Annotated in this window: 21 protein-coding genes; 18 read left to right on the forward strand and 3 right to left on the reverse strand. The window is 27.4% G+C overall.

Features of this window, described 5'->3' with window-relative positions; genetic code table 11:
• Positions 1 to 72: 72 nt before the first annotated feature.
• Together hcp and OW763_RS14680 are read left to right on the forward strand one after the other, a co-directional pair.
• Complete coding sequence (gene hcp / locus OW763_RS14675) at positions 73 to 1,785, forward strand: hydroxylamine reductase (protein ID WP_268042021.1); 1,713 nt, start codon at positions 73 to 75, stop codon at positions 1,783 to 1,785.
• Between the two features lie 191 nt (positions 1,786 to 1,976).
• The gene (locus OW763_RS14680; protein WP_268042023.1) at positions 1,977 to 2,282 is read left to right on the forward strand and encodes a Dabb family protein; all 306 of its coding nucleotides are present in this window, start codon (positions 1,977 to 1,979) and stop codon (positions 2,280 to 2,282) included.
• Between the two features lie 3 nt (positions 2,283 to 2,285).
• Here the strand turns inward: OW763_RS14680 and OW763_RS14685 are convergent, their stop codons facing one another.
• The gene (locus OW763_RS14685; RefSeq protein ID WP_268042025.1) at positions 2,286 to 2,963 is read right to left on the reverse strand and encodes a Crp/Fnr family transcriptional regulator; all 678 of its coding nucleotides are present in this window, start codon (positions 2,961 to 2,963) and stop codon (positions 2,286 to 2,288) included.
• Between the two features lie 135 nt (positions 2,964 to 3,098).
• On the opposite strand from OW763_RS14685, the gene OW763_RS14690 reads away from it, so the two are divergent.
• Positions 3,099 to 3,848 (forward strand): ATP-binding protein, encoded by a 750-nt coding sequence (locus tag OW763_RS14690; RefSeq protein ID WP_268042027.1) that lies wholly within the window; start codon positions 3,099 to 3,101, stop codon positions 3,846 to 3,848.
• A 232-nt stretch (positions 3,849 to 4,080) separates the two neighbouring features.
• Positions 4,081 to 5,463, forward strand: coding sequence for a radical SAM/SPASM domain-containing protein (locus OW763_RS14695; RefSeq protein ID WP_268042029.1), 1,383 nt, complete (start codon positions 4,081 to 4,083; stop codon positions 5,461 to 5,463).
• A 73-nt stretch (positions 5,464 to 5,536) separates the two neighbouring features.
• Here OW763_RS14695 and OW763_RS14700 read toward each other — a convergent pair whose 3' ends face one another.
• On the reverse strand, positions 5,537 to 6,646 hold the full coding sequence (locus OW763_RS14700) for a glycosyltransferase family 4 protein (RefSeq protein ID WP_268042031.1): 1,110 nt from the start codon (positions 6,644 to 6,646) through the stop codon (positions 5,537 to 5,539).
• Between the two features lie 153 nt (positions 6,647 to 6,799).
• Here OW763_RS14700 and OW763_RS14705 point away from each other — a divergent pair, with 153 nt between their 5' ends.
• The 4 genes from OW763_RS14705 to OW763_RS14720 are packed head-to-tail and all read left to right on the forward strand — an operon-like array spanning position 6,800 to position 9,827.
• The gene (locus OW763_RS14705; RefSeq protein ID WP_268042033.1) at positions 6,800 to 7,804 is read left to right on the forward strand and encodes a CotS family spore coat protein; all 1,005 of its coding nucleotides are present in this window, start codon (positions 6,800 to 6,802) and stop codon (positions 7,802 to 7,804) included.
• Between the two features lie 20 nt (positions 7,805 to 7,824).
• Complete coding sequence (locus tag OW763_RS14710) at positions 7,825 to 8,022, forward strand: hypothetical protein (protein ID WP_268042035.1); 198 nt, start codon at positions 7,825 to 7,827, stop codon at positions 8,020 to 8,022.
• A 10-nt stretch (positions 8,023 to 8,032) separates the two neighbouring features.
• The gene (locus OW763_RS14715; RefSeq protein WP_268042037.1) at positions 8,033 to 8,788 is read left to right on the forward strand and encodes a spore coat protein; all 756 of its coding nucleotides are present in this window, start codon (positions 8,033 to 8,035) and stop codon (positions 8,786 to 8,788) included.
• Positions 8,789 to 8,801: 13 nt separating this feature from the next.
• Positions 8,802 to 9,827 carry a CotS family spore coat protein gene (locus OW763_RS14720; RefSeq protein ID WP_268042039.1) on the forward strand — a complete coding sequence of 342 codons (1,026 nt, stop codon included), beginning with the start codon at positions 8,802 to 8,804 and terminating at the stop codon, positions 9,825 to 9,827.
• A 17-nt stretch (positions 9,828 to 9,844) separates the two neighbouring features.
• Here the strand turns inward: OW763_RS14720 and OW763_RS14725 are convergent, their stop codons facing one another.
• On the reverse strand, positions 9,845 to 10,975 hold the full coding sequence (locus OW763_RS14725) for a glycosyltransferase family 4 protein (protein ID WP_268042041.1): 1,131 nt from the start codon (positions 10,973 to 10,975) through the stop codon (positions 9,845 to 9,847).
• Between the two features lie 140 nt (positions 10,976 to 11,115).
• Between OW763_RS14725 and OW763_RS14730 the strand changes: the two genes are divergently transcribed.
• The 10 genes from OW763_RS14730 to OW763_RS14775 all read left to right on the forward strand — a co-directional run bounded on the left by OW763_RS14730 (position 11,116) and on the right by OW763_RS14775 (position 21,496).
• Positions 11,116 to 12,120, forward strand: coding sequence for a CotS family spore coat protein (locus OW763_RS14730; RefSeq protein WP_268042043.1), 1,005 nt, complete (start codon positions 11,116 to 11,118; stop codon positions 12,118 to 12,120).
• A 181-nt stretch (positions 12,121 to 12,301) separates the two neighbouring features.
• Positions 12,302 to 13,222 (forward strand): DUF975 family protein, encoded by a 921-nt coding sequence (locus OW763_RS14735; protein WP_268042045.1) that lies wholly within the window; start codon positions 12,302 to 12,304, stop codon positions 13,220 to 13,222.
• Between the two features lie 206 nt (positions 13,223 to 13,428).
• Complete coding sequence (yabG, locus tag OW763_RS14740) at positions 13,429 to 14,316, forward strand: sporulation peptidase YabG (protein WP_268042047.1); 888 nt, start codon at positions 13,429 to 13,431, stop codon at positions 14,314 to 14,316.
• A 214-nt stretch (positions 14,317 to 14,530) separates the two neighbouring features.
• Positions 14,531 to 14,764, forward strand: a complete 234-nt coding sequence (locus OW763_RS14745) for a Veg family protein (protein ID WP_268042217.1) — start codon at positions 14,531 to 14,533, stop codon at positions 14,762 to 14,764.
• Between the two features lie 138 nt (positions 14,765 to 14,902).
• Entirely contained in the window at positions 14,903 to 16,465 is a 1,563-nt protein-coding gene (locus OW763_RS14750) for a DUF3794 and LysM peptidoglycan-binding domain-containing protein (protein WP_268042049.1), read from the forward strand.
• 89 nt (positions 16,466 to 16,554) lie between these two features.
• Positions 16,555 to 17,397 (forward strand): 4-(cytidine 5'-diphospho)-2-C-methyl-D-erythritol kinase, encoded by an 843-nt coding sequence (gene ispE / locus OW763_RS14755; RefSeq protein ID WP_268042051.1) that lies wholly within the window; start codon positions 16,555 to 16,557, stop codon positions 17,395 to 17,397.
• A gap of 131 nt (positions 17,398 to 17,528) precedes the next feature.
• Positions 17,529 to 17,720 (forward strand): CLC_0170 family protein, encoded by a 192-nt coding sequence (locus tag OW763_RS14760; RefSeq protein ID WP_268042053.1) that lies wholly within the window; start codon positions 17,529 to 17,531, stop codon positions 17,718 to 17,720.
• Positions 17,721 to 17,736: 16 nt separating this feature from the next.
• The gene (locus OW763_RS14765) at positions 17,737 to 19,197 is read left to right on the forward strand and encodes a spore germination protein (protein WP_268042055.1); all 1,461 of its coding nucleotides are present in this window, start codon (positions 17,737 to 17,739) and stop codon (positions 19,195 to 19,197) included.
• A 24-nt stretch (positions 19,198 to 19,221) separates the two neighbouring features.
• Positions 19,222 to 20,325 (forward strand): GerAB/ArcD/ProY family transporter, encoded by a 1,104-nt coding sequence (locus OW763_RS14770; protein WP_268042057.1) that lies wholly within the window; start codon positions 19,222 to 19,224, stop codon positions 20,323 to 20,325.
• Positions 20,315 to 21,496, forward strand: a complete 1,182-nt coding sequence (locus OW763_RS14775; RefSeq protein WP_268042059.1) for a Ger(x)C family spore germination protein — start codon at positions 20,315 to 20,317, stop codon at positions 21,494 to 21,496. The genes OW763_RS14770 and OW763_RS14775 overlap by 11 nt, the downstream gene beginning before the upstream one ends.
• Positions 21,497 to 21,514 lie beyond the last annotated feature (18 nt).

Genomic DNA, 21,514 nt, shown 5'->3' on the forward strand with positions numbered 1-21,514 from the left:
TATATTTTTATAATAAAGACAAGCGATAGGAATATTGTTAGATGATAAATTATAAAAAGGGAGGATATCATAATGAGTATGTTTTGTTATCAATGTCAAGAAGCAGCAGGTGGAAAAGGCTGTACAATAAAAGGAGTATGTGGTAAAACAGCAGATATAGCAAAAACACAAGATTTATTAATATATATTACAAAAGGAATAACTATTTATAATATAAAAGCAAGGGAGTTAGGTATAGCTAATAAAGAAGCTGATAAGTTTATAGTAGAAAGCTTATTTGCAACTATTACTAATGCTAACTTTGACAATGAAAATTTAACAGAAAGAGTAAAGAACGGATTACAGTTAAGACGAGAAATAAAAGAAGAATTAGTTAAAGCAGGTGCAAAAATAGAGTCAACTGAAAATACTAATTGGGTATCAAAATTATTAAAATTTGCAGGTATACAAGGAAAAGAAGAAGAAAAACTACATGATGCTGCTGTTTGGATGGCAGATAATGCAGATGGATTTAAGAAAAAAGCTGAAACTGTAGGAATATTAGCTACAGAAAATGAAGATGTAAGATCTTTAAGAGAGCTTTTAACTTATGGATTGAAAGGGATGGCAGCGTATTTACATCATGCTAATAATTTAGGATATGATGAAGAAGCGATTCATGCATTTATGCAAAAAGCTTTAGCATCAACTTTAAATGATAGTTTGAGTGGAGATGATTTAACGGCATTAGTTCTTGAATGTGGTAAATATGGAGTAGATGTTATGGCATTATTAGATAAAGCTAACACATCAACTTACGGAAATCCTGAAATAACAAAAGTAAATATAGGTGTAAAAAATAATCCAGGAATATTAATAAGTGGTCATGATTTAAAAGATTTAGAAGAATTATTAAAACAAACAGAAGGAACTGGAGTAGATATTTATACTCACAGTGAAATGCTTCCAGCACACTATTATCCAGCATTCAAAACCTATAAACACTTTGTTGGAAACTATGGTAATGCATGGTGGAAACAGGATAAAGAATTTGAATCATTTAATGGTCCGATATTAATGACAACAAATTGTATTGTACCTCCAAAAAGTTCTTATAAAGATAGATTATATACTACAGGAGCAACGGGTTTTCAAGGAGTAAAACATATAGAACAAGGAAAAGATGGTAAAAAAGATTTTTCACAAATCATAGAACAAGCTAAACAATGTAAATCACCCGTTGAAATAGAAAACGGAGAAATAGTAGGAGGATTTGCACATAATCAAGTGTTAGCTTTAGCAGATAAAGTAGTAGAGGCAGTTAAATCAGGAGCGATAAAAAGATTCTTTGTAATGGCTGGATGTGATGGAAGAATGAAGAGCAGAAACTATTATACTGATTTTGCAAAGGCTTTACCAAAGGATGCTGTAATACTTACAGCAGGATGTGCTAAGTATAAATACAATAAGCTTGAGTTAGGTGATATTGGAGGAATTCCAAGGGTATTAGATGCAGGCCAATGTAATGATTCATATTCATTAGCAGTAATAGCACTTAAATTAAAAGAAGTATTTGGATTAGAAGATATTAATGAGTTACCTATATCATATAATATTGCTTGGTATGAACAAAAAGCAGTAATAGTATTGTTAGCGCTATTACATTTAGGAGTTAAAAATATTCACTTAGGACCAACATTACCAGCATTCTTATCACCAAATGTAGTGAATGTTTTGGTGGAAAATTTCGGTATTGGTGGAATAACAAATGTAGAAGATGACATAAAAATGTTTATGGGTGAATAATTATAAAATCATATGGCGAAAGATAAGTTTAATTGTTTACTGCTTGGGAAAATCCTTTTTTAAGGATTTTCCTTTTGCATTTATAATTTTTAATATTCCATCTTCTTTTAAAAGTAAAAGTAATGATATAATAAAAAGGCATATAAAAGTTTAAATATACAGTATAAATAATATTTATAAGAGGTGATATTATGATAAAACATGTTGTAATGTGGAAATTAAAAGAATTTGATGAAAGTAGTAAAAAATTAGAAAATGCCTTACAAATAAAAACAAGACTAGAAATTTTAAAAAATGATATACCTGAAATACAATCAATAGAAGTTGGAATTAATAGTAAGGCAGCTCCTATTGGTAATTATGATGTTGTTTTAACTGTAATATGTAAGGATTTTAAAGAATTAAAAACTTATGCTCAAAATCCACTACATTTAAAAGTTGGTGAATTTATTAAGAGTGTTGTTGAAACGAGAGTAGCGGTTGATTGTGAAATATAAATATTATAGTAAATAATCTTCTAATGTTTCTAAGTTTTTAATTGTTATTGTTTGTCTATTAAAATCTATTAAGTCGTCATTTTTCATATTGATTAACTCACGGGAAAGAGATGGTCTTGTAATACCAAAAAGTTCAGCCATTGCTTTTCTTGAATGAGTTATTTTTATAATCAATTTTTTTTGTTTTTTATACTCATCAATTAAATAACTACAAATTTTCTCTCTTATTGTTTGATAGGAGAGATTTTTTAATTTTTTGTTTAACATAAGTATTTTATTAGATAATAACCCCATAAATTTATTCAAAAATATTGTGTTTGAACTGCAAAGATTCATTATATCATTTTTAGATATAAATATTATTTTTGATTTATCTGTAGAAATTATTGTTGCAGGATATTCTTTTTTATTTGAAAATATAATAACCTCACCAAAGATATCACCTTGTTTAATTTTGCTTATAGTAACAGTTTTGCCAGAAGGGTAGTTTTTTTGAACTTCTATAGTTCCATCAAGAACAATGCCTATGCTTGATATAGGATCTCCTTCTACTGCTATTACTTGATCTTTATTAAAAGAAGTTATTTTATAGTTAATATTGTTTAATATTTGTTGAAGTTGCTCTTCAGTAAAAGCATTAAATAATTTGGAGAATTTTAAATTGTAGATTATAGATTTCATATTTATCACCTTAAATTTTATAATGGATTTATAGTTTGGTAACATAGGTTACATATTTATTGTAACAATCTTAGTATAATAAAGTCAATAAATCAATAAAAAACAGACAATATTAATATTAGAGGAGGAATTAAAATGAAAAGAAAAATTATAAATATAGATGAAAAAAAATGTAATGGATGCGGACTTTGTGTCAAAGCTTGTCATGAAGGGGCTATTGAACTTGTAAATGGTAAAGCGAGACTAGTATCTGATGAATACTGTGATGGACTTGGAGATTGCTTGCCAGAATGTCCAACAGATGCAATAAAAATTATTGAGAGAGAAGCAAAAGATTATGATGATGATGCAGTTAAAAAGAGGATGGAGGAAATGAAAAATAAGAATGAAGAGGAAAAACCTATGGCGTGTGGTTGTCCGGGAACTATGGCTAAGATGATTAACAGAACATCAAATAATGATAAAGATAGTGTAAATATAAATAATAACCAAACAAATGAAATTAGAAGTGAGTCACAATTAAAACAATGGCCTGTTCAATTAAATCTTATAAATACTAAATCATCATTTTTAGAAAATGCAGATTTATTAATTGCTGCAGATTGTACAGCTTATGCATATGCAGATTTTCATAAAGACTTTATAAAAAACCATATTACAATAATAGGCTGTCCAAAACTTGATAATAATGAATATTATAAAGAAAAACTAACAGAAATATTAAGAAACAATAATATAAGAAGTGTAAAAGTTGTAAGGATGAGTGTACCATGCTGTACCGGAATTGTAAATTCAGTAAAGAGGGCGATGCTAGAGTCAAATGTTATAGTACCATACAGCGAAGTTATTATAGATACTGATGGAAGAATATTAAAAAATATATAAGATTTAATAAAATTAGGGAATAAAAAAGAATGCACGATTAATATGTGTATTCTTTTTTTGTTTTAAAAGGTATTATACTCTATATTTTATATTTATTAATACTTTGTAAATATAATTCTAATATTATTGACTTATGTATATATAATAATATAATGTAAATTAGGAGGAAATATGTTTTATAATAGTATTTCTGCAATAAAATGTAATATGAAATTTATTGGGGGGAATTATAATGAGCGTTAAGGATACTTTAGAAAAAGGTATAAAGCAAAAAGTCATGAGTACAGTGTTAGATATTATAGAGAAAGATCCAGGCAAAAATGTGGATAAAATTTTTGAAACTCTAAAAAAAGTTACTAATGATAAACATCAATTAGCTCAGATTGAATCAGTTCATGACTCTTATAAAAATCAAGAAGCAACTCGCGATTTAGTACTTAATATTTTAACAAAAACAGATAAAAAATGTTTGAAAAAATTTGTTGCTAATTTCTTTGCAAATGCCAATTGGTATGCAGGTTCTAAGAGATCTAAATATTTAGATGAAGAGGATACAAAAGTACCATTTACTATGCTTATAAGTCCAAGTATGCAGTGTAATTTAAGATGTAAAGGATGTTATGCTGCAGATCTATTAAATCAACCTAGAATTCCTATAGAAGAGGTAGATAGAATAGTAGGAGAAGCTAGAGACTTAGGAATCTATTATATTATTGTATTGGGAGGAGAACCTTTCTTCTATAAAGAAATGCTTGATATATATGAAAAATATGATGATGTAATGTTTTCACCTTTTACTAATGGAACATTAATTGATGAGGATGTTGCTGATAGACTTCAAAAATTAGGCAATGTAATTCCAATGTTATCTGTTGAAGGAGAAGAAGAAGCAACAGATTCAAGAAGAGGAAAAGGAACATATAAGAAAGTTATGCATGCAATGGATTTACTTAATGAAAAAGGGATACTTTTTGGAGTATCTACAGCTGTAACAAGTATGAATATAGATTCAGTATTATCAGATGATTTTGTAGATAAATTAGTTGAAAAAGGTGCTAAGATGAATTGGTACTTTTTATTCATGCCTTGTGGAACGAAACATCCTGACTATAGCTTAATGCTAACACCAGAGCAAAGAGAGTATCTTGGTAAGAGAACTCATGAACTAAGGAAAACGAAACCTTATTTTACAATAGATTTCTTTAATGATGCACCTTTTGTAGGTGGATGTATTGCAGGTAAATTCTTTTTCCATGTAAATGTACATGAAGACTGTGAACCTTGTATATTTGCTCATTTTGCAACGCAAAATTTGAAAGGAAAACATTTAATTGATGTATTTAGAGATCCGTTCTTTAAGGAAATAAGGCATAGACAACCATATAGTGAAAATATGCTCAGACCTTGTATGATGATAGATAATCCAGAAGTTGTTAGAGAGGTTTGTGCAAAAGTTGGAGCTAAATCAACGGACGAAGGTGGAAAAACTATGCTTCATGATAAAGATTTTAAAGATAATGTTCAAAAAATAGCAGATGAATGGAAACCTTACGCTGATAGAATGTGGAATGAAATGTATAATCAAAAAGGAAATGAATCATTTTCTAGAGGCTAAAGAGAGTGTGTGTAAAAAATAAGAATGGTTTTTTAGTGAACCATTCTTATTTTTGTTTAATAAACATTTTAGTTTAATTATTATAAATTTTTTCATAGATATTAAGAGTATTTTTAGCAGTTTTTTCCCAAGAAAAATTTGATGCTCTTTCTAGTCCTTTTTTTCTCAAACTTTCTTGTAGCTTTTTATCATTTAATAGTTTCAATAGAGAAGAAGCTAGTTCATCTTGGTTATATGGATCAATAAGTATACAACTATCACCTACAACTTCAGGTATTGATGTAATGTTTGAGGTGATAACAGGTGTTCCGCAGCTGATAGCTTCCAAAGGAGGAAGACCAAATCCTTCATATAACGAAGGATAAACAAATACATCACATGCATTGTAGAATATAGGTAATTCCTCTTGATTTATAAATCCGGTAAATACTATTTTTGAAACATCAACGAACTTATTACTTAGGTAATTTCCTAAGTCTTTTTTTGCGCCAACAATAACTAAGTTGTAATCTTTATCTAAATCAGAATTTATTTTAATGAAAGAATTTATAAGTGATTTTATGTTTTTTCTAGCACTAAATCCACCTATATATAATATGAAAGGTTTATTTATGTTGTAATTTTCTTTTATAAATTTTTTACAGATTCCTTTGTCTAAAGGTTTATATATATTGTTAGCAGCTAGAGGTGTTACAAAAATTTTATTTTCATCTATAGGAAAAAATTTCAATATATCTTTTTTTGAATATTCAGATACTGTAATTATTGCATCAGAATTTGCAATTATATAGGGTACTTCACGTAAAAATTTAAGTAAGTAGCCTCTACCCACAGTTTCAGGCATAACATAAGGAATCAAATCATGGATTGTTATTACTTTTTTACATTTAGCATTTTCATTTAAGCCAATTCCGTTTTGAGGTACATGGTAAATATCTATGTTTTCTCTATTTAAATCATATGGAAAATAATATTGTTGAAAAAATCTATGGTGTTTTTTAGAAGTAATAATTATATTAGAGTTATCCTTTGAAAAATAATTCCAATCATTACCTGTCCAATAGATATGATAGTAGTTGGTTTTATCTATATTTATTAAATTTTTTACAACATTTTCTGTATAAGTACCAATGCCTGTACCTTTATACCAATTGATAGCTCGAGCATCAATTGCTATTCTCATTAAATCCTCTCCTTAAAAAATCCCTATACATTATTAATAATATTAAATTAGGATCAAAAATGTGATATAAACACAGACAGAATCTCAATTATTCACACACTAAAAAATAGATTCATATACTGAAAATAGGAAAAAGATTTTGGGGGAAGACCTTTGGAAAGTAGTGAGATAAGAAGGATACTGGAGCAAGAATATGAGATGAATATTGATACCATAGAAAAAATGAAAAATATTTATAAAATAAATGCATCAAAGCAAAAATTTTGTTTGAAAGTTATTAAATATGAATTTGGGCATTTTATTTTTATTATAAGTGCTATAAAACATTTACAAGAAAAGGGATTCAAAAAAATACCAGAAATGATAAAAACAAAGCAGAAAAAAAATTATATAAAATTGGGGAACGATTATGCTTATTTAACACCTTGGATTGATGCTAGACTTTGTAATTATGACAACCCTATTGATATTAAGGCAGCTGTATTAAAGCTTGCTGATTTTCATAATAAAAGTGAAGGATTTAATGTGACTAAAGAAATGAATCCAAGAATTGGATGGCTTAAGTGGATAGAAACATATAAGACTAGAAAAAATGAAATTTTAGATTTTAAAAGTAGAATTAACAATAAGGATAGAAAGTCTGAATTTGATGCATTATATTTAAGCATTATGAAAGAGGAATTAGATAGGGCAGATAGTGCTATTCAAAATTTGGTTCAAAGTGATTATATAAAAAAAATGAAGAATGAAATTAGAAACAAAGGATTTTGTCATCATGACTATGCTTATCATAATGTTTTAATAGATAAGCATAGTGAAGTAAATATAATAGATTTTGATTATTGTATCTTAGATACACATCTGCATGATTTATCAAGTATTTTGATTAGAAGAATGAAGTATGGAAAATGGGATATGAAAAATGCTGTAGAAATAATAGACACATATAATTCTATAAAGAATGTAGAAAAGAATGATATTACTATTATGGCCGCTTTTATGGAATTTCCACAAGATTATTGGCAAAGAGGAATTCAATATTATTGGGAAAAAAAGGACTGGGGACAAGAATTTTTCTTAAGAAAGTTAAAAAAATACATTGATGACAGAGAACAAAAACAAGAGTTTATAAATGAGTTTAGAATTTATAAGTACTGAATTTATTATAGGAGGTTTTTATGAGTAATAAGGATAAAATTGAAGACTTAAATACAGATATACAGAATATTGATGTAGACGTATATGATAAGGAAGTTGATGATTTAAAAGATTATATAAAAAGATTGAAAAAGATAAAGAAAAAGCAAAAGAAGCTTAGAAAGTTAGAAAGAGAAAAAAAGTGTATTATGAAGAAAATGAAAAAAGTGGATAAGTAGAGGTGATGCTATGAATAGCTTATCTGGTAATTGTTTTTTCGAATATGTTAAAGAAAAAAAAATAAGAAAGATAGAACCGTATAAAGCACATACAGTTAAAAATGAAATTACTGATGAGCAAGCGTTAAATCAATTATATATAATTAGTCAATTTCATAAAAGGGTTAATGGTTATGATAACTATATTGGACATAGGTTAGAAGATAAAAGAGGGCGTACTATAGAACAATATAAAATATATATAAAAAGGATAAAGTATGAATATGAAACAGTTAAAAGAAAAACAGAGATTAATAGCTTCGAAAAACTATTTTTGAAATATGGAGAAAAATATTTAAACAAAGCTGAAGAATGTATAGAAGAAGTATACAATAATAGATACTTAGAAATTATAAGAAGAAGTATGGATAGAATAGAGATTTGTTTAGGGGATACGTATTTTACAAACTTAAGAAAGAATAATTGTATTGAAGTGGTGAATTTTGAAGACTGCTGTTATGATCTAGTTGAAATAGATGGGATTTATTTTTTGAATAAACTTAAATCAAAAGGTAAAAATTTATCTTTTGATATGTTAATTAATAAATTCTGTGAATATGAAAATTTAGATAAAGAGAGTGAAATATTTATGAAAGCACTTTTTGAATATCCTTATGAATTTATGAAATGTTGTATGAAATATAAGAAAAATAAGAATAACAAGAATAATTATGATAAATATATCAATAAATTGAACAAAGTAATACGCTCTGAAGAATTGTTATAAAGGGGGTGAAAGTATGTTGCAAAATGTAAAGATTAGAGATAAAAAGGAATTAGTGAAATATAATTTATGTGTGAATATTTTTAAAAGATTTAATTTTAAAGTAGAAGATGTAATTCCAGTTAGAAAGGTTTTTATACTTATTACTGATCAAGGAAATAAAATTTTAAAAAAGATTAATTATGATATAGATGAGTTAGAATTTATTTATGCTGGAATAAAATATATCAGAAATAATGGTTTTGATAGAGTGTTCGAATATACATTAACTAAAGATAATAAAATATATACGATTTGTAATAAAGATTTATATTGTGTAATGGATTTAATTGAGGGTAGAGAAAGCGAATACAGTAATCCGATTGATATAGCTATAGCTTCTCAAGGATTGGGTGAATTGCATAAAGCATGTGAAGGATTTAGATATAATGGTAAAACAAGATGTGTTTATGGTAATACAATTGATAGTTTTAAAAGAAAGCTATATGAAATGGAGTTATTTAAGAATATAGCTTCTTTAAGTGAAAAGAAAAGTGAATTTGATGATATATTTTTAGATAATGTAGATTATTATAAAGATAAGATTAAGGATAGTATAAATATTTTAGAAAAATCAAGTTTTTATAAGCTATGTAGCCAAGAGGATAAAAAGATATTGTGTCATCATGATTTAGCACATCATAATATTTTAATTAAGGAGGATAAGTCTTATTTTGTAGATTTTGATTATTGCATAATAGATTTAAAAGTACATGATTTATGTAATTTTATAAATAAAGCAGAAAAAAAATCAGCTTATGATATAGAGTTTACTAATACAATAATAGAGAACTATTGTATGTATAATGAGTTAAATAAAAAAGAGTTGGAAGTTTTATATGGTATGTTAACTTTTCCTCAAGATTTTTATACTATATCAAAACAATATTATACAAGAACAAAAGAATGGGAATATAAGGTGTTTTTACAGAGACTTATAAAGAAGAATGAATTTAAAGAAGATAAAGAGGAATTCTTAAAAAAATTTAAAGACAATATATAAGAATATTGCGAAGCATGTTAACTTTGCTTCGCAATATTTTTATATGCTTTTAAAGTTTTTTCAGCAGTTTTTTTCCAAGTGAATTTAGTACTTTGTGTTAAAGATTTTTTTATTAATTGATTTCTTAATATTTCATTAGAAAGAACAGTATATATAGAATTACTTAGTTCTGATATATCATTAGGATTTATAAGTATCCCAGCATTTCCCAATACTTCTGGGATTGATGTGAATTTTGAAGCTATTACTGGAGTACCACAAGCCATAGCTTCTATAGGAGGTAGGCCAAATCCTTCATAAAAAGAAGGATAAATAAAAATATTTGCAGAATTATAAAAAATAGGCATATGTTCTAGAGGTATAAATCCTGGGAAGATAACAGAGTTTTGAACATGTAAATCTTCTGTTCGTTTTTTATATATACTATAAGATTTACCTTGTTTTCCCACTATGATTAATTTAGTATTTTTATCTTTAATTTTTGATAAAAGTTTACTAAAAGCTTCAATTAAACCTATTATGTTTTTTCTAGGACTAAATCCTCCTACATATAAAATATAGTCATCTTTTATACCATAATGTTTTTTTATGAAATTTTTGCAGAAAGTTTTATCTAAAGGTTTATAAATATCTTCATTGGCTAGGTAAGTTACAAAAATTTTTTCAGGGGGAAAATTAAAAGCATTTATTATATCTTGTTTTGAAAAATTTGAAACTGTGATAATTCCATCACACATACTAATGATTCGTGGCATTTCTTTTGTGAATATTTCAAGATATCTTTCTCCTACGGTTTTTGGCATCTTATAAGGTATAATATCATGTAAAGTAATTACAAAAGGACAATTTTTTACTTTGGGTAAACCAACACCGTTTTGAGGAACATGATATAAATCTATGTTATTGTTTTTTAATATATTTGGAATATTAACTTCATCCCAAAAATTTGATTTAACATTCTGAGCAATATTTCTAATAGTATAATTTTTATTGAAATTTATATTGTAATTACTGCTTTTAGGCATGAAAAGCAAGTAATCGTTGTAATGATCTATTTTATTTAATGAATTAATTAATTGATATGAATAAGTTCCAATACCTGTTCCTCTATACCATTTGGCTGCTCTTGCATCAATTCCTATTCTCATAAGGCATCCTTTCAGAAAGTGCTAACCATCATAGTTTTATTATATTGTTTTTAGTTAAAAAACGTTAATAAAGTAGAATATAAAAAATTATTCTAAATAAGTTAGTGTATACATATAGATTATTAGAGGAGGCGATAAATATGATGAGGGAATTTGAGATTGAGAGACAATTTGATATTAAAATTGAAAGTATAAAACCTAATAAAGGTGTATATTGTTTAAAAACTAATAAAGGAACTAAATGTTTAAAAAGAATTAATTATGGTATTCAAAAACTTTATTTTGTATATGCGGCAAAAGAGCATTTAATAAACAATGGATTTACCCAGGTTGATAAATACGATATAAACATAGAAAAAGAGCCTTATGCGCTTGTCAATGAAGACATATATACTTTATCAGAATGGATAGATGGACGAGAAGCTGATTTCCATGATGATAATGATATAGTAATGGCAGCAAAGGCATTAGCAAATATGCATATAGCTTCAAAGGGATATGATCCACCTGAAAATAGTAAGTTAAAAACAGATTTAGGAAGATGGCCGCATTTAATGGAAAAAAGAATTAAAGCACTAGACAAAATGAGAAATATGTGTAGAAAAAGAAATAGAAAAAGTGATTTTGATTTGAATTATATAAAAAACATGGAATTTTATAAAGAGTTGGGTAAGAGAGCGTTGGGTGTTTTAAATGATTCTAAATATATGGAAATATGCGAGATTACAGAAAATGAAAAAAGTTTTTGTCATCATGATTATACTTACCATAATATTGTAATAGATAAAACTAACAATGTTAATATAATAGACTTTGATTATTGTAAAAGAGAAGTTGAAGTTTATGATATTTCTAATTTTATGATAAAAGTACTAAAAAGAAGAGAATGGGACATAAATTGTGCTAAGTTAATTATTAATTCTTATAGTGAAGTAAAACCTTTAAGAGAAGAAGAATATAGAGTATTATTTGCATTTTTACTTTTCCCACAACGTTTTTGGAGACTTGCAAATAGATATTATTATAATGAAGTTAATTGGGCTACAAATACTTTTAATAAAAAAATTGGAGCTTTGATTAATGAACAAGAAGGATATATGAATTTTATTGAAGAGTTTAAAGAAAACTATGAACAAGAAGGATAGTTTATAATAGAACCATATAAGAAATTTATAACTTATGTGGTTCTATTATATTATGCTTGATAGTAATCATAAAGAATAGTATAGTAATATATGGAAAACAATCAAAGCATAAATAGTTAGGGGGCGGGCTTGTGATACTAATAAAGGGTATAGTTTATTAGTTATAAACAAGTGATTTAAGATGATAGGACAGAACAAATTTAAAGATATTAGAAAATTAAAAAAAGAAGCAAAAGAGTGTTTGAGTGGAAATTGGTTAATGGCAGTTCTTGTATGTTTTATTGCAATTATCTTTACAAGTATATTTGGGTATATGGCTAGAATTGGTGATTTAATACATGCTTTTTCATTAGGTGTTTATGTAAATGAGATTTTTTGGAAACATATTGCAGAAAGAACAATTATTTCGATTGTGTTAAGTAGAATCGGATTTATAATAAATCTCTTAATTGGAGGAGCTGTTACTTATGGAGTCTGTAGATTTTTTCTTAATTTGACTAGGAAGCAGAATTTTCAAATAGAAAATTTGTTTGAAGGTTTTAAGTTTTTTGGTAAGAATTTTTTAATTCAATTACTTGTATTTATATTTAGTTCTTTATGGTCTATGCTTGTACTTATTCCAGCTACAATAATTACGATAATTGTTATGATAAAAGTTATTTATACAAATGTACATAACATACAAGGGATATCTACAGAACAAATTTTATTTAGATTAGGAAATGGAATTGTAGTATTTTTAATTATATTATCAATAATTTGTTATATAATTATTTATCTTATAGTAAGCCGTTATTCAATGACATTTTTTATTTTTAATGATAATCAAGAACTTGGAGTTATGGAATGTATAAATACTAGTAAAGAAATGATGAAAGGACACATTAAGAGGTATTTCTTACTAAACCTAAGCTTTGTAGGGTGGCATATTTTAGCTACCATTCCTTTGGGAATAGGACATCTATGGCTTAGACCATATAAGTATGCAACTAGAGCTAATTTTTATAATGATTTAAAAGAAACTTTGCAATATACTCATGGTGAAGAAATTTTTATAAATAATGAGAATGGAAAAGTTTATAACGAATTTAAGGAAAGATAAATATAATTCAGGTGTTTAATTTAGAATTTATGAATACACATTCTAATAAACTAATTAGCAATTTTGAGTTTGAGACTATGAATATAAAACGATATTATTCATAGTCTTTTAATTTTTGGATGAACTATGAATTTCCAAGTGTTTGTCAACATTATATAATATTGCACATATTATATAAACAGGACTTGTAGATTGGAGTTGATAGTTTGAAGATAGGTGATGTTGTAGTAAGAAAATCCTACGGAAAGGATATTACTTTTAAGATTATAGATATAAAAACTAATGACAATGATGACTCTGTTTATGTTCTTAAGGGAATTAATTTGAGAATAATAGCTGATTCTCCTATTTCAGATTTAGAATTAGCAACTAGTTTAGGTAAAAAGGATGTTATGTTTAATGAAAAAGTAAAAGGTTCAATAAAGAAGATATTAATGAGTAGAAATGATAAAAAAAAATATAGAATGTATAGAGAAATAAAAGTTATAAGAAATGATAGAAATATAAAAAATAGTGGATCGGAAATGTTATTTGGACGTCCAGGAAGAATTTTACATGTGGATGGAGATTCGGAATATTTAGATGTATGTATGAGAACATATAAACAATTAGAAATGGAGGCTATGGGATACGTTATACCAGAAAAAGATCAGCCTAAGCGAATTTTAGAACTTGCCAAGCGTATAAGACCAGACATAGTTGTGTTAACAGGACACGATGCTATTATTAAGGGTGCTAAAGATTATATGGATTTAAATAATTATAAGCATTCAAAGTATTATGTAGATTCAGTAAGGGAACTTAGAAACTATAAGTCGGGTTACGATGATTTAGTAATATTTGCAGGAGCATGTCAATCATGTTACGAGGCAATATTAGATGCAGGTGCTAATTTTGCTAGTTCTCCTAATAGGGTGTTAATTCATTGTTTAGATCCGGTTTTTATTTCAGAAAAAATAGCATATACAAATATAGATAAGATAGTTTCTATTCAGGAGGTTATTCAAAGTACAATAACTGGATCTGCAGGGGTAGGGGGACTTCAAACTAGAGGAAAACATAGAGAGGGATTTCCAAAATCAAAATATGCATAGAAAATGTATATTAATTAAAAAAAATGAGAATACTAGTAATATAAATAGATAGAGTTAGTATAATTAGCTTCAAGCTAAAATAATGCTTGAAGCTTTATCTGTTCACAAAAATTTAACATTGACAAGTTTAATCGATGGTGATAAAATTATAGGTTTGCTTGACAATTGAATTATTTTGAGGTATAATATAGAGTGTAGAAAGAGGGTGCTTGCTATGAAAAAAAATATTTTAGCGTCAATAAAAAATCAAATGGATAATCATGTAGGAGAAAAAGTGACGCTAAGAGCTAACAACGGAAGAAGAAAAATAGTTGTAAATTGTGGTGTACTTGAGAAGACATATCCAAGTATTTTTGTTGTTAGATTAGAAAATGACACCCAAAGGAAGGTCACATATAGTTATTCGGATATTTTAACTAAAACAGTTCAAATAGACTTTGCTGGTTAATAAAAGTGATGCTGTGTTATCAGTATCATTTTCTTTTTTTTTTGAAAGAATGTAAAATTATTTAATAAAAATATATCATATTTTTAGGAGAAGATATATATACATTAGTTAGTAGGTATTTTATGGGAGGTCAGTTATATGGCTATGAAATTGATTAAAGAAAATATAGAATATGAGCAGCTACTGGGAGAAGAGACAATGGATATTGTCATTAAAGAAGAATATGTTGTACCTGATATCCAGCCAGATGTTAAAAGTATACTAATGTTAGATTCTCAACCTAAAATAACGAATAGAGAAGTAATGCATGATAAAGTTTATCTAGAAGGACAAATAAAATATAATGTATTGTATATGGCAAATACAGATGAAGATAGTGAAGCGTATAATGCCATATATACAAAAAGTTTTTCGACTTATATTGAAATGCGAGGAGTTCAGGCTGACATGAAATGTACAGCAGAATGCTATATTGAACATATGGAATGTAACATAATTAATGAAAGAAAAGTGGCGGTTGAAGGTATTATTAAATTGAAATCATCCATTTATAAGAAATATGAGATTGAAGCAGTAAAAGATGTAGAGGATATAGACGATATTCAATTTTTAAAAAATCCATCTTCAGTTGATAAAATAGTTGGAGTAGTAAATGGAGAACTGGTAAGTAAATCACATATGCAAGTATCAATGGATAAACCTGAGATAGGAAAAATATTAAAATGTAATGTTACTATTCATAAAAAAGAAGTGAAATTATTAGAAGGAAAAATTCAAATAGAAGCATTTACCAGGGTAGAAGTTTGCTATAAAGCTCAAAATAGTAGAGAACTTTATAAAATTGAAGATGATGTATTTATTAGTGATGAAGTAGAATTTGAAGGTATAGATTACTTTATGGATAACAATACAGAATTTGTTATTGAGGATGTTGAATATGATGTTAAGGATAATGATTTAGGAGAAAGACGTATAGTAGATGTTGAATCTTTAATTAAAACTGAAACAAGAGTTATGTATAAGGCTGAAGTGGATATGATAGAAGATGCATATTCTCCTACTAAATTACTTGAAATGGATAAGACGAATTATGAGCTTAATGTTATGTTGGGACAAAATACGTATGAAACTATTGTAAAAGAAAATATTGAGTTAAATAATAAAAATATAAGAGCAACTGAAGTTGTATTATGTTGCGGGAAAACCTGTGTTACAGATAAGAAAATAGTTGAAGATAAAGTTGTTATTGAAGGATTGGCAAGGGTTGATGTTATATATAAAACAGATGATAAAGAAGAATATATTGGCATTGCAAGCCAAGAAATACCTTTCAATTGTACCGTTGATATACCTGGTGCTAAGATAGATATGAGTTGTATGGTTAAAATTTATCTAGAAAACTTAGAAGCTTTTGTTGAAGCTAATACTATTGCAGTAAAGGGTATTATAAAAGCTTATGCAAGTGTTAACTATTCAACTAATAAGGAATTTTTAGTGGATATAGTGCCTTCAGAAGATAATGTTATAAATAAAAAGGCTAGTATTACAATTTATGTAGTACAGGATGGAGATACACTTTGGAAGATAGCTAAAAAATATTGTACAACAGTAGATGATTTGGTTAAAATCAATGAAATAGAAAATGAAGATAATATTATGGTAGGTGAAAAATTAATTATACCTGGAAGAGCTGTTATTTAAAAAATTTCTCCATACTTAGTATGGAGAAATTTTTTATGTTATAATTAATGAGTTGATTTGAAAATATTTATTCACGGAGGGGTAACACTATGTTAGTTAAAGCCTTTGCTAAAATAAATATATCTTTAGATGTGGTAGGTAAGAGAGAAGACGGGTATCATCTACTAGATATGATAATGCAAAAAATTGAATTGTATGATGTATTGAAATTTGATAAAAGCAAAGAAGAAATTAATATAAGATGTAATAAACCTTATGTTCCAGTAGATGAACGTAATTTGGTTTATAAAGCTGCAAAACTTTTTATTAATACATATAAAACACAAGAGGGAATAACTGTAAGTATAAAAAAAAATATACCTGTAGCTGCAGGACTTGCTGGAGGTAGTGCTGATGCAGCGGCAACCTTAATAGCTATGAGGAATATTTATAATATAGATGTTTCCGATAAAGAACTTTGTGAATTAGGTTTACAAATAGGTGCAGATGTACCGTATTGTATAATGGGTAGAACTGCGTTATGTCAAGGGGTTGGGGAAATAGTTACACCTTTAAAATCTTTTGAAGGACATATATTAGTACTTGTAAAACCTAATTTTGGTGTTTCAACTAAAGATGTTTATAAAGCATTAGATATTAACAAGATATTTAAACATCCAAATACAAAAGACTTAGTACAAGCTATAAAGAAAAATGATATCTATTATGTAAGTGAAAATATGAAAAATGTACTTGAAAACGTAACTTTAAGAAAACATACAATGTTGAGGGATATAAAGGATAGCATGCTTAAAATGGGCGCTCTGGGTTCCATGATGAGTGGCAGTGGTCCTTCGATATTTGGTTTTTTTGATGATATTTTAAAAGCTCAAAAGTGTTATGAAGAGTTTAAAGAAAAATATTCAGAAGTTTTTATTACAAGAACCATATAAGTAAGAATTAAGTTTTATCTTAATTCTTTTTTTTTACACTATATGAGAATATTGCGACGCAATATTCTTATATAGTGTATATTTTTAACCTCTAAGACAAAAAATAATCTGAGTAAAGTAGGGGTGAAATTATGAGAATTATAGATCTGTTTGGAAGATATTTTCTAATGTTACTTTTAATACAAGGAATTATATTAGGTTTTTATGATTCTGTAAATTTTAAAAAAGCAAATATGCCAACTATGGCTAAAAAATCAAAAATTATAGGAAGAGGAATGGTTATTATTGGAATTGTATTGTTTATTATAAGAGCAATTTTATAAAAGGAGGGTCACAAAATTGAAAGAGTGGATAAAGCAAAGTATTTCTTTAAAAATTGATAATGATATTGCCTATATGAAAGATTTGTTTAAAGATAATTCAGATATAGTTTTTAGAGAATTTTACATTAAAGAATGGAAAGCGGCTTTTGTTTACATAGATGGAATGGCGGATAAAATCTTAATAGATGATTATGTTCTTGAACCTCTTATGAAGGAAAATAATTCTGTTCAAAAAGTTGGAGATATTAAAGATAAAATTTTAGCTGTATCTGATATTAAAGAGGTTAATGATTTGTCTGAAGGGATAAAAGCTGTACTTTGTGGTGAAACATTTATGTTAATTGATGGATTAGAGGCAGGGTATATTATAGCTACTCGTTCTTGGCCAGCAAGAGGGGTCGGTGAACCATCTGGAGAAACTGTAGTAAGAGGAAGTAGAGATGGATTTACAGAAACTATAAGATTTAATACTGTACTTATAAGAAGAAGAATTAGAGATACAAGACTAAAAGTTGAACCTAAGGCTTTGGGGGTTCGGTCCAAGACAGATTCAGTAATAATGTATATAGATGATATTGTAAATAAGACTGTTCTTGATGAACTAAAAAGAAGAATAAATAAAATTAATATAGATGCTGTACTAGATAGTGGTTATGTAGAACAAATGATAGAAGATAGTAATTTTTCTATTTTTCCTCAAATTCAAAGTACAGAAAGACCAGATGTTGTTGCAGCTGCATTATATGAAGGTAGGGTTGCAGTACTCGTAGATAATTCTCCTTTTGTACTTATAGTACCAGCAACACTTCCTAATTTATTACAGTCTCCTGATGATTATTATCAAAGATGGATTTATATGTCGGTTGTGAGATTTATAAGAGTTTTGTCAATAGTGCTTTCGGTTATTCTTCCTGCTTTGTATGTAGCTGTTACTTCGTTTCATACATCAATTATTCCAACAAAGCTAGCTTATGCTATAGCGAGTTCTAGAGAAGGAGTGCCTTTCCCTGCTTTTGTTGAAACATTAATTATGGAAGTTAGTTTGGCACTGTTACTAGAAGCAATTATACGCCTGCCCAAACCGATAGGAGCAACAATAGGTATAGTAGGAGGTCTTATTATAGGTCAGGCAGCAGTTAGTGCAGGAATAGTGAGTCCTATTATGGTGATTATCATTGGAGTTACTGCTATTTCAGAATTTATTACACCCAATTATGCTGTTACTTCTGCGTTAAGAATTATAAGGTTTTTTCTTATAATTGCGTCTGTGGTTATAGGTCTTTATGGAATAATACTTGGAATTTTAGTGGTATTGATTCATTTAATTAGACTTAAAAGTTTTGGAATACCATATTTAGCACCAAGTGTTAATCCCAATATTAAAGATTTTAAGGATATGTATATAAGAATGCCATTCAAGTATTTTAGAGAAAGACCTGAATATATGAAGCCTAGAGATAAGATAAGACAAAAATAGTTGAAGGGTGGCGAGATAGTATTTATGGATAATAAAAACATTGTAAGTAAATATGATTTGTTTGTAACAACAGTAGTAACGGTTATAGGAACGGGGATTTTTTCATATCCAAGTGAATTGTGTAAATTTGTAGGTTCGGATGCTTGGATTGTAATTCTTTTAGCTGGGGTTATTTTTGTTCCCTTACTTTACTTATTGCATAAATCGGTAGAACTTAATAACTATGCTAGGTTTATAGATATACTTCAAAATAATTTTGGAAATGTAATGGGAAAAATAATAGCATTTGTATTTGCATCAATGGGGATTTTTATAATTTCTCTTCAGATGAGAACATTTATAGAAGTTATGAAAATGTATCTTTTACAGAGAACTCCAACTGAATTTATGTTATTGGTTATGATATTAACGGGAACTTTTCTTATAAGAGGAGAATTTGAAGATATAATTAAATTTAATGAACTAGCATTTTGGTTAATGTTTATACCTGTTTTTTTGGCTATCCCTTTTATATTATTAAACGAAGCTGATTTTACAAATATATTTCCAATATTATCTCATAAACCAATAGAGTATTTAAAGGCAGGAAGTAATAGTTTTTATAGTTTTTTGGGGTTTGGTATCCTATATATGATCCTTCCTTTTCTTAAAGAAAAAAAGTCAATTATTAAAGTGACATTTAGAAGTTTAGTGTTTATTATAGTGTTTTACATTCTAGTGATTATGACCACTATAATTGTATTCACTTCTAAATATAATACTCAATTATTATGGCCTACAATAACAATGATATCAATTGTAGATATACCAGGAACCTTTGTAGAACGGTGGGAAGGAATAGCGATGGTTTTCTGGCTGTTATTTTATTTCACAACGTATGTAAATATATATTATTTTAGTTCGGAAATAATAAGGGATGTTTTTAATTTAGAAGATATAAAAATTTCATTAATGCTTATTATTCCTTTTATTTATGTAATAGCGCTATATCCTGAAAATATAACGGAAGTTTATCAGTTTCAAAAAAAAGTTGAACCTTTTGTAGATAGTGGAATGATAGCAATATTACCTTTGGTGTTAGTGATAATAGCTTTTATTAAAGGGAGGCGGAGTAAGGGTGAAGTATAAAAAAATTATCCCTTTAATATTGATATGTTGTTTGTTAAGTGGGTGTTGGGATAAAGTGGAAATAGATAGAAGGATTTTCATATCAACTATGGCTGTGGATGTTGGAAGGGACATAGGTAAAGAGGATAAATTTAAGGATATAAAATCAAACGAAATATTTAATGAGAAAGAATTTAATAAATTATCTATTACTTATGGATTTCCTGATATAAGTGAAGTTGAACCAGGAAAAACAGCAACAGGTAAAGAAAAATTTATTACGATAGATGCTTTTTCTATGGAGGATGGTATGGCTAAAATGGTGTCTAGAAGTAGCAGAACTTTACATTTAGGTCATATTAAACTCTTGATTTTAAGTGATGAATTGTTAAGACATCCTGATACCGTAAAGGAAATACTTGATTATATTGAAAGAAAGCCTTGTATTAATAGGATGATGTTGGTTGTGGTAGCAAAGGGAAGGTCAGAAGATTATGTAAAGTATCAACCTGTTATGGAAAAAAATATAGAAAGCTATATAACAGGAATAATGGAGAATAGCGGTATAAAATCTAATGTTATACCTATTAAATTTAATGAACTTGCAATTTTGTTATATCAAAATGGTAATGCAATAATTCCTAACATAAGTTTTGATAAAGCTAAAAACGAGATTTATTTATCAGGAGTAGCATTAATAAAAAATTATGAATTACAAGGAAATTTAGATTCTGAGGAAACTTCAGCGCTAGAAATGCTAAGAGGTAAAATTAAAGGAGGAAAAGAGGTCGTTTTTAAAGATGGTCATCCAATAGAATTTGAAATAGAAGGCGCAGAAAGAAAAATAAGTCTTGTTAATGATAACTATGAAAAAGGTTTAGAATTTAAAGTAGATATAAAGCTAGAAGGACAATTAAAACAATACTATTTAGAAGAAGATGTTTTTGAAGAAAATGATTTAAAGGAGATTCAAAGCAATTTCAATGATGTTATTGAAAAGAAATGTGAAAAAGTTACTAGGATAACGCAAGAAAAATACTCTATTGATCCTATTGGGTTTAGAGAATATGTAGAAAAATTCAAACCTAAATTATATGAAAAAATTAAGGACGATTGGGATGAGGTATATGAAAAAGCCAATATTGATATTAATGTTGAAACAAGAATAAGAAGAATAGGAACAACTAAATAATAAATAAAAGCCCTACAT

Origin of the sequence: Clostridium aestuarii, assembly GCF_026735135.1 — a bacterium.
Lineage (GTDB): Bacteria > Bacillota > Clostridia > Clostridiales > Clostridiaceae > Clostridium_H > Clostridium_H aestuarii.

Coding starts and splice junctions, on each gene's coding strand:
- ispE (WP_268042051.1), top strand. CDS start 16,555: ATGTTAGTTAAAGCCTTTGCTAAAATAAATATATCTTTAGATGTGGTA.
- OW763_RS14725 (WP_268042041.1), bottom strand. CDS start 10,975: ATGAGAATAGGAATTGATGCAAGAGCAGCCAAATGGTATAGAGGAACA.
- OW763_RS14730 (WP_268042043.1), top strand. CDS start 11,116: ATGATGAGGGAATTTGAGATTGAGAGACAATTTGATATTAAAATTGAA.
- OW763_RS14735 (WP_268042045.1), top strand. CDS start 12,302: ATGATAGGACAGAACAAATTTAAAGATATTAGAAAATTAAAAAAAGAA.
- OW763_RS14700 (WP_268042031.1), bottom strand. CDS start 6,646: ATGAGAATAGCAATTGATGCTCGAGCTATCAATTGGTATAAAGGTACA.
- OW763_RS14695 (WP_268042029.1), top strand. CDS start 4,081: ATGAGCGTTAAGGATACTTTAGAAAAAGGTATAAAGCAAAAAGTCATG.
- OW763_RS14720 (WP_268042039.1), top strand. CDS start 8,802: ATGTTGCAAAATGTAAAGATTAGAGATAAAAAGGAATTAGTGAAATAT.
- hcp (WP_268042021.1), top strand. CDS start 73: ATGAGTATGTTTTGTTATCAATGTCAAGAAGCAGCAGGTGGAAAAGGC.
- OW763_RS14710 (WP_268042035.1), top strand. CDS start 7,825: ATGAGTAATAAGGATAAAATTGAAGACTTAAATACAGATATACAGAAT.
- OW763_RS14745 (WP_268042217.1), top strand. CDS start 14,531: ATGAAAAAAAATATTTTAGCGTCAATAAAAAATCAAATGGATAATCAT.
- OW763_RS14770 (WP_268042057.1), top strand. CDS start 19,222: ATGGATAATAAAAACATTGTAAGTAAATATGATTTGTTTGTAACAACA.
- OW763_RS14760 (WP_268042053.1), top strand. CDS start 17,529: ATGAGAATTATAGATCTGTTTGGAAGATATTTTCTAATGTTACTTTTA.
- OW763_RS14690 (WP_268042027.1), top strand. CDS start 3,099: ATGAAAAGAAAAATTATAAATATAGATGAAAAAAAATGTAATGGATGC.
- OW763_RS14750 (WP_268042049.1), top strand. CDS start 14,903: ATGGCTATGAAATTGATTAAAGAAAATATAGAATATGAGCAGCTACTG.
- OW763_RS14715 (WP_268042037.1), top strand. CDS start 8,033: ATGAATAGCTTATCTGGTAATTGTTTTTTCGAATATGTTAAAGAAAAA.
- OW763_RS14680 (WP_268042023.1), top strand. CDS start 1,977: ATGATAAAACATGTTGTAATGTGGAAATTAAAAGAATTTGATGAAAGT.
- OW763_RS14685 (WP_268042025.1), bottom strand. CDS start 2,963: ATGAAATCTATAATCTACAATTTAAAATTCTCCAAATTATTTAATGCT.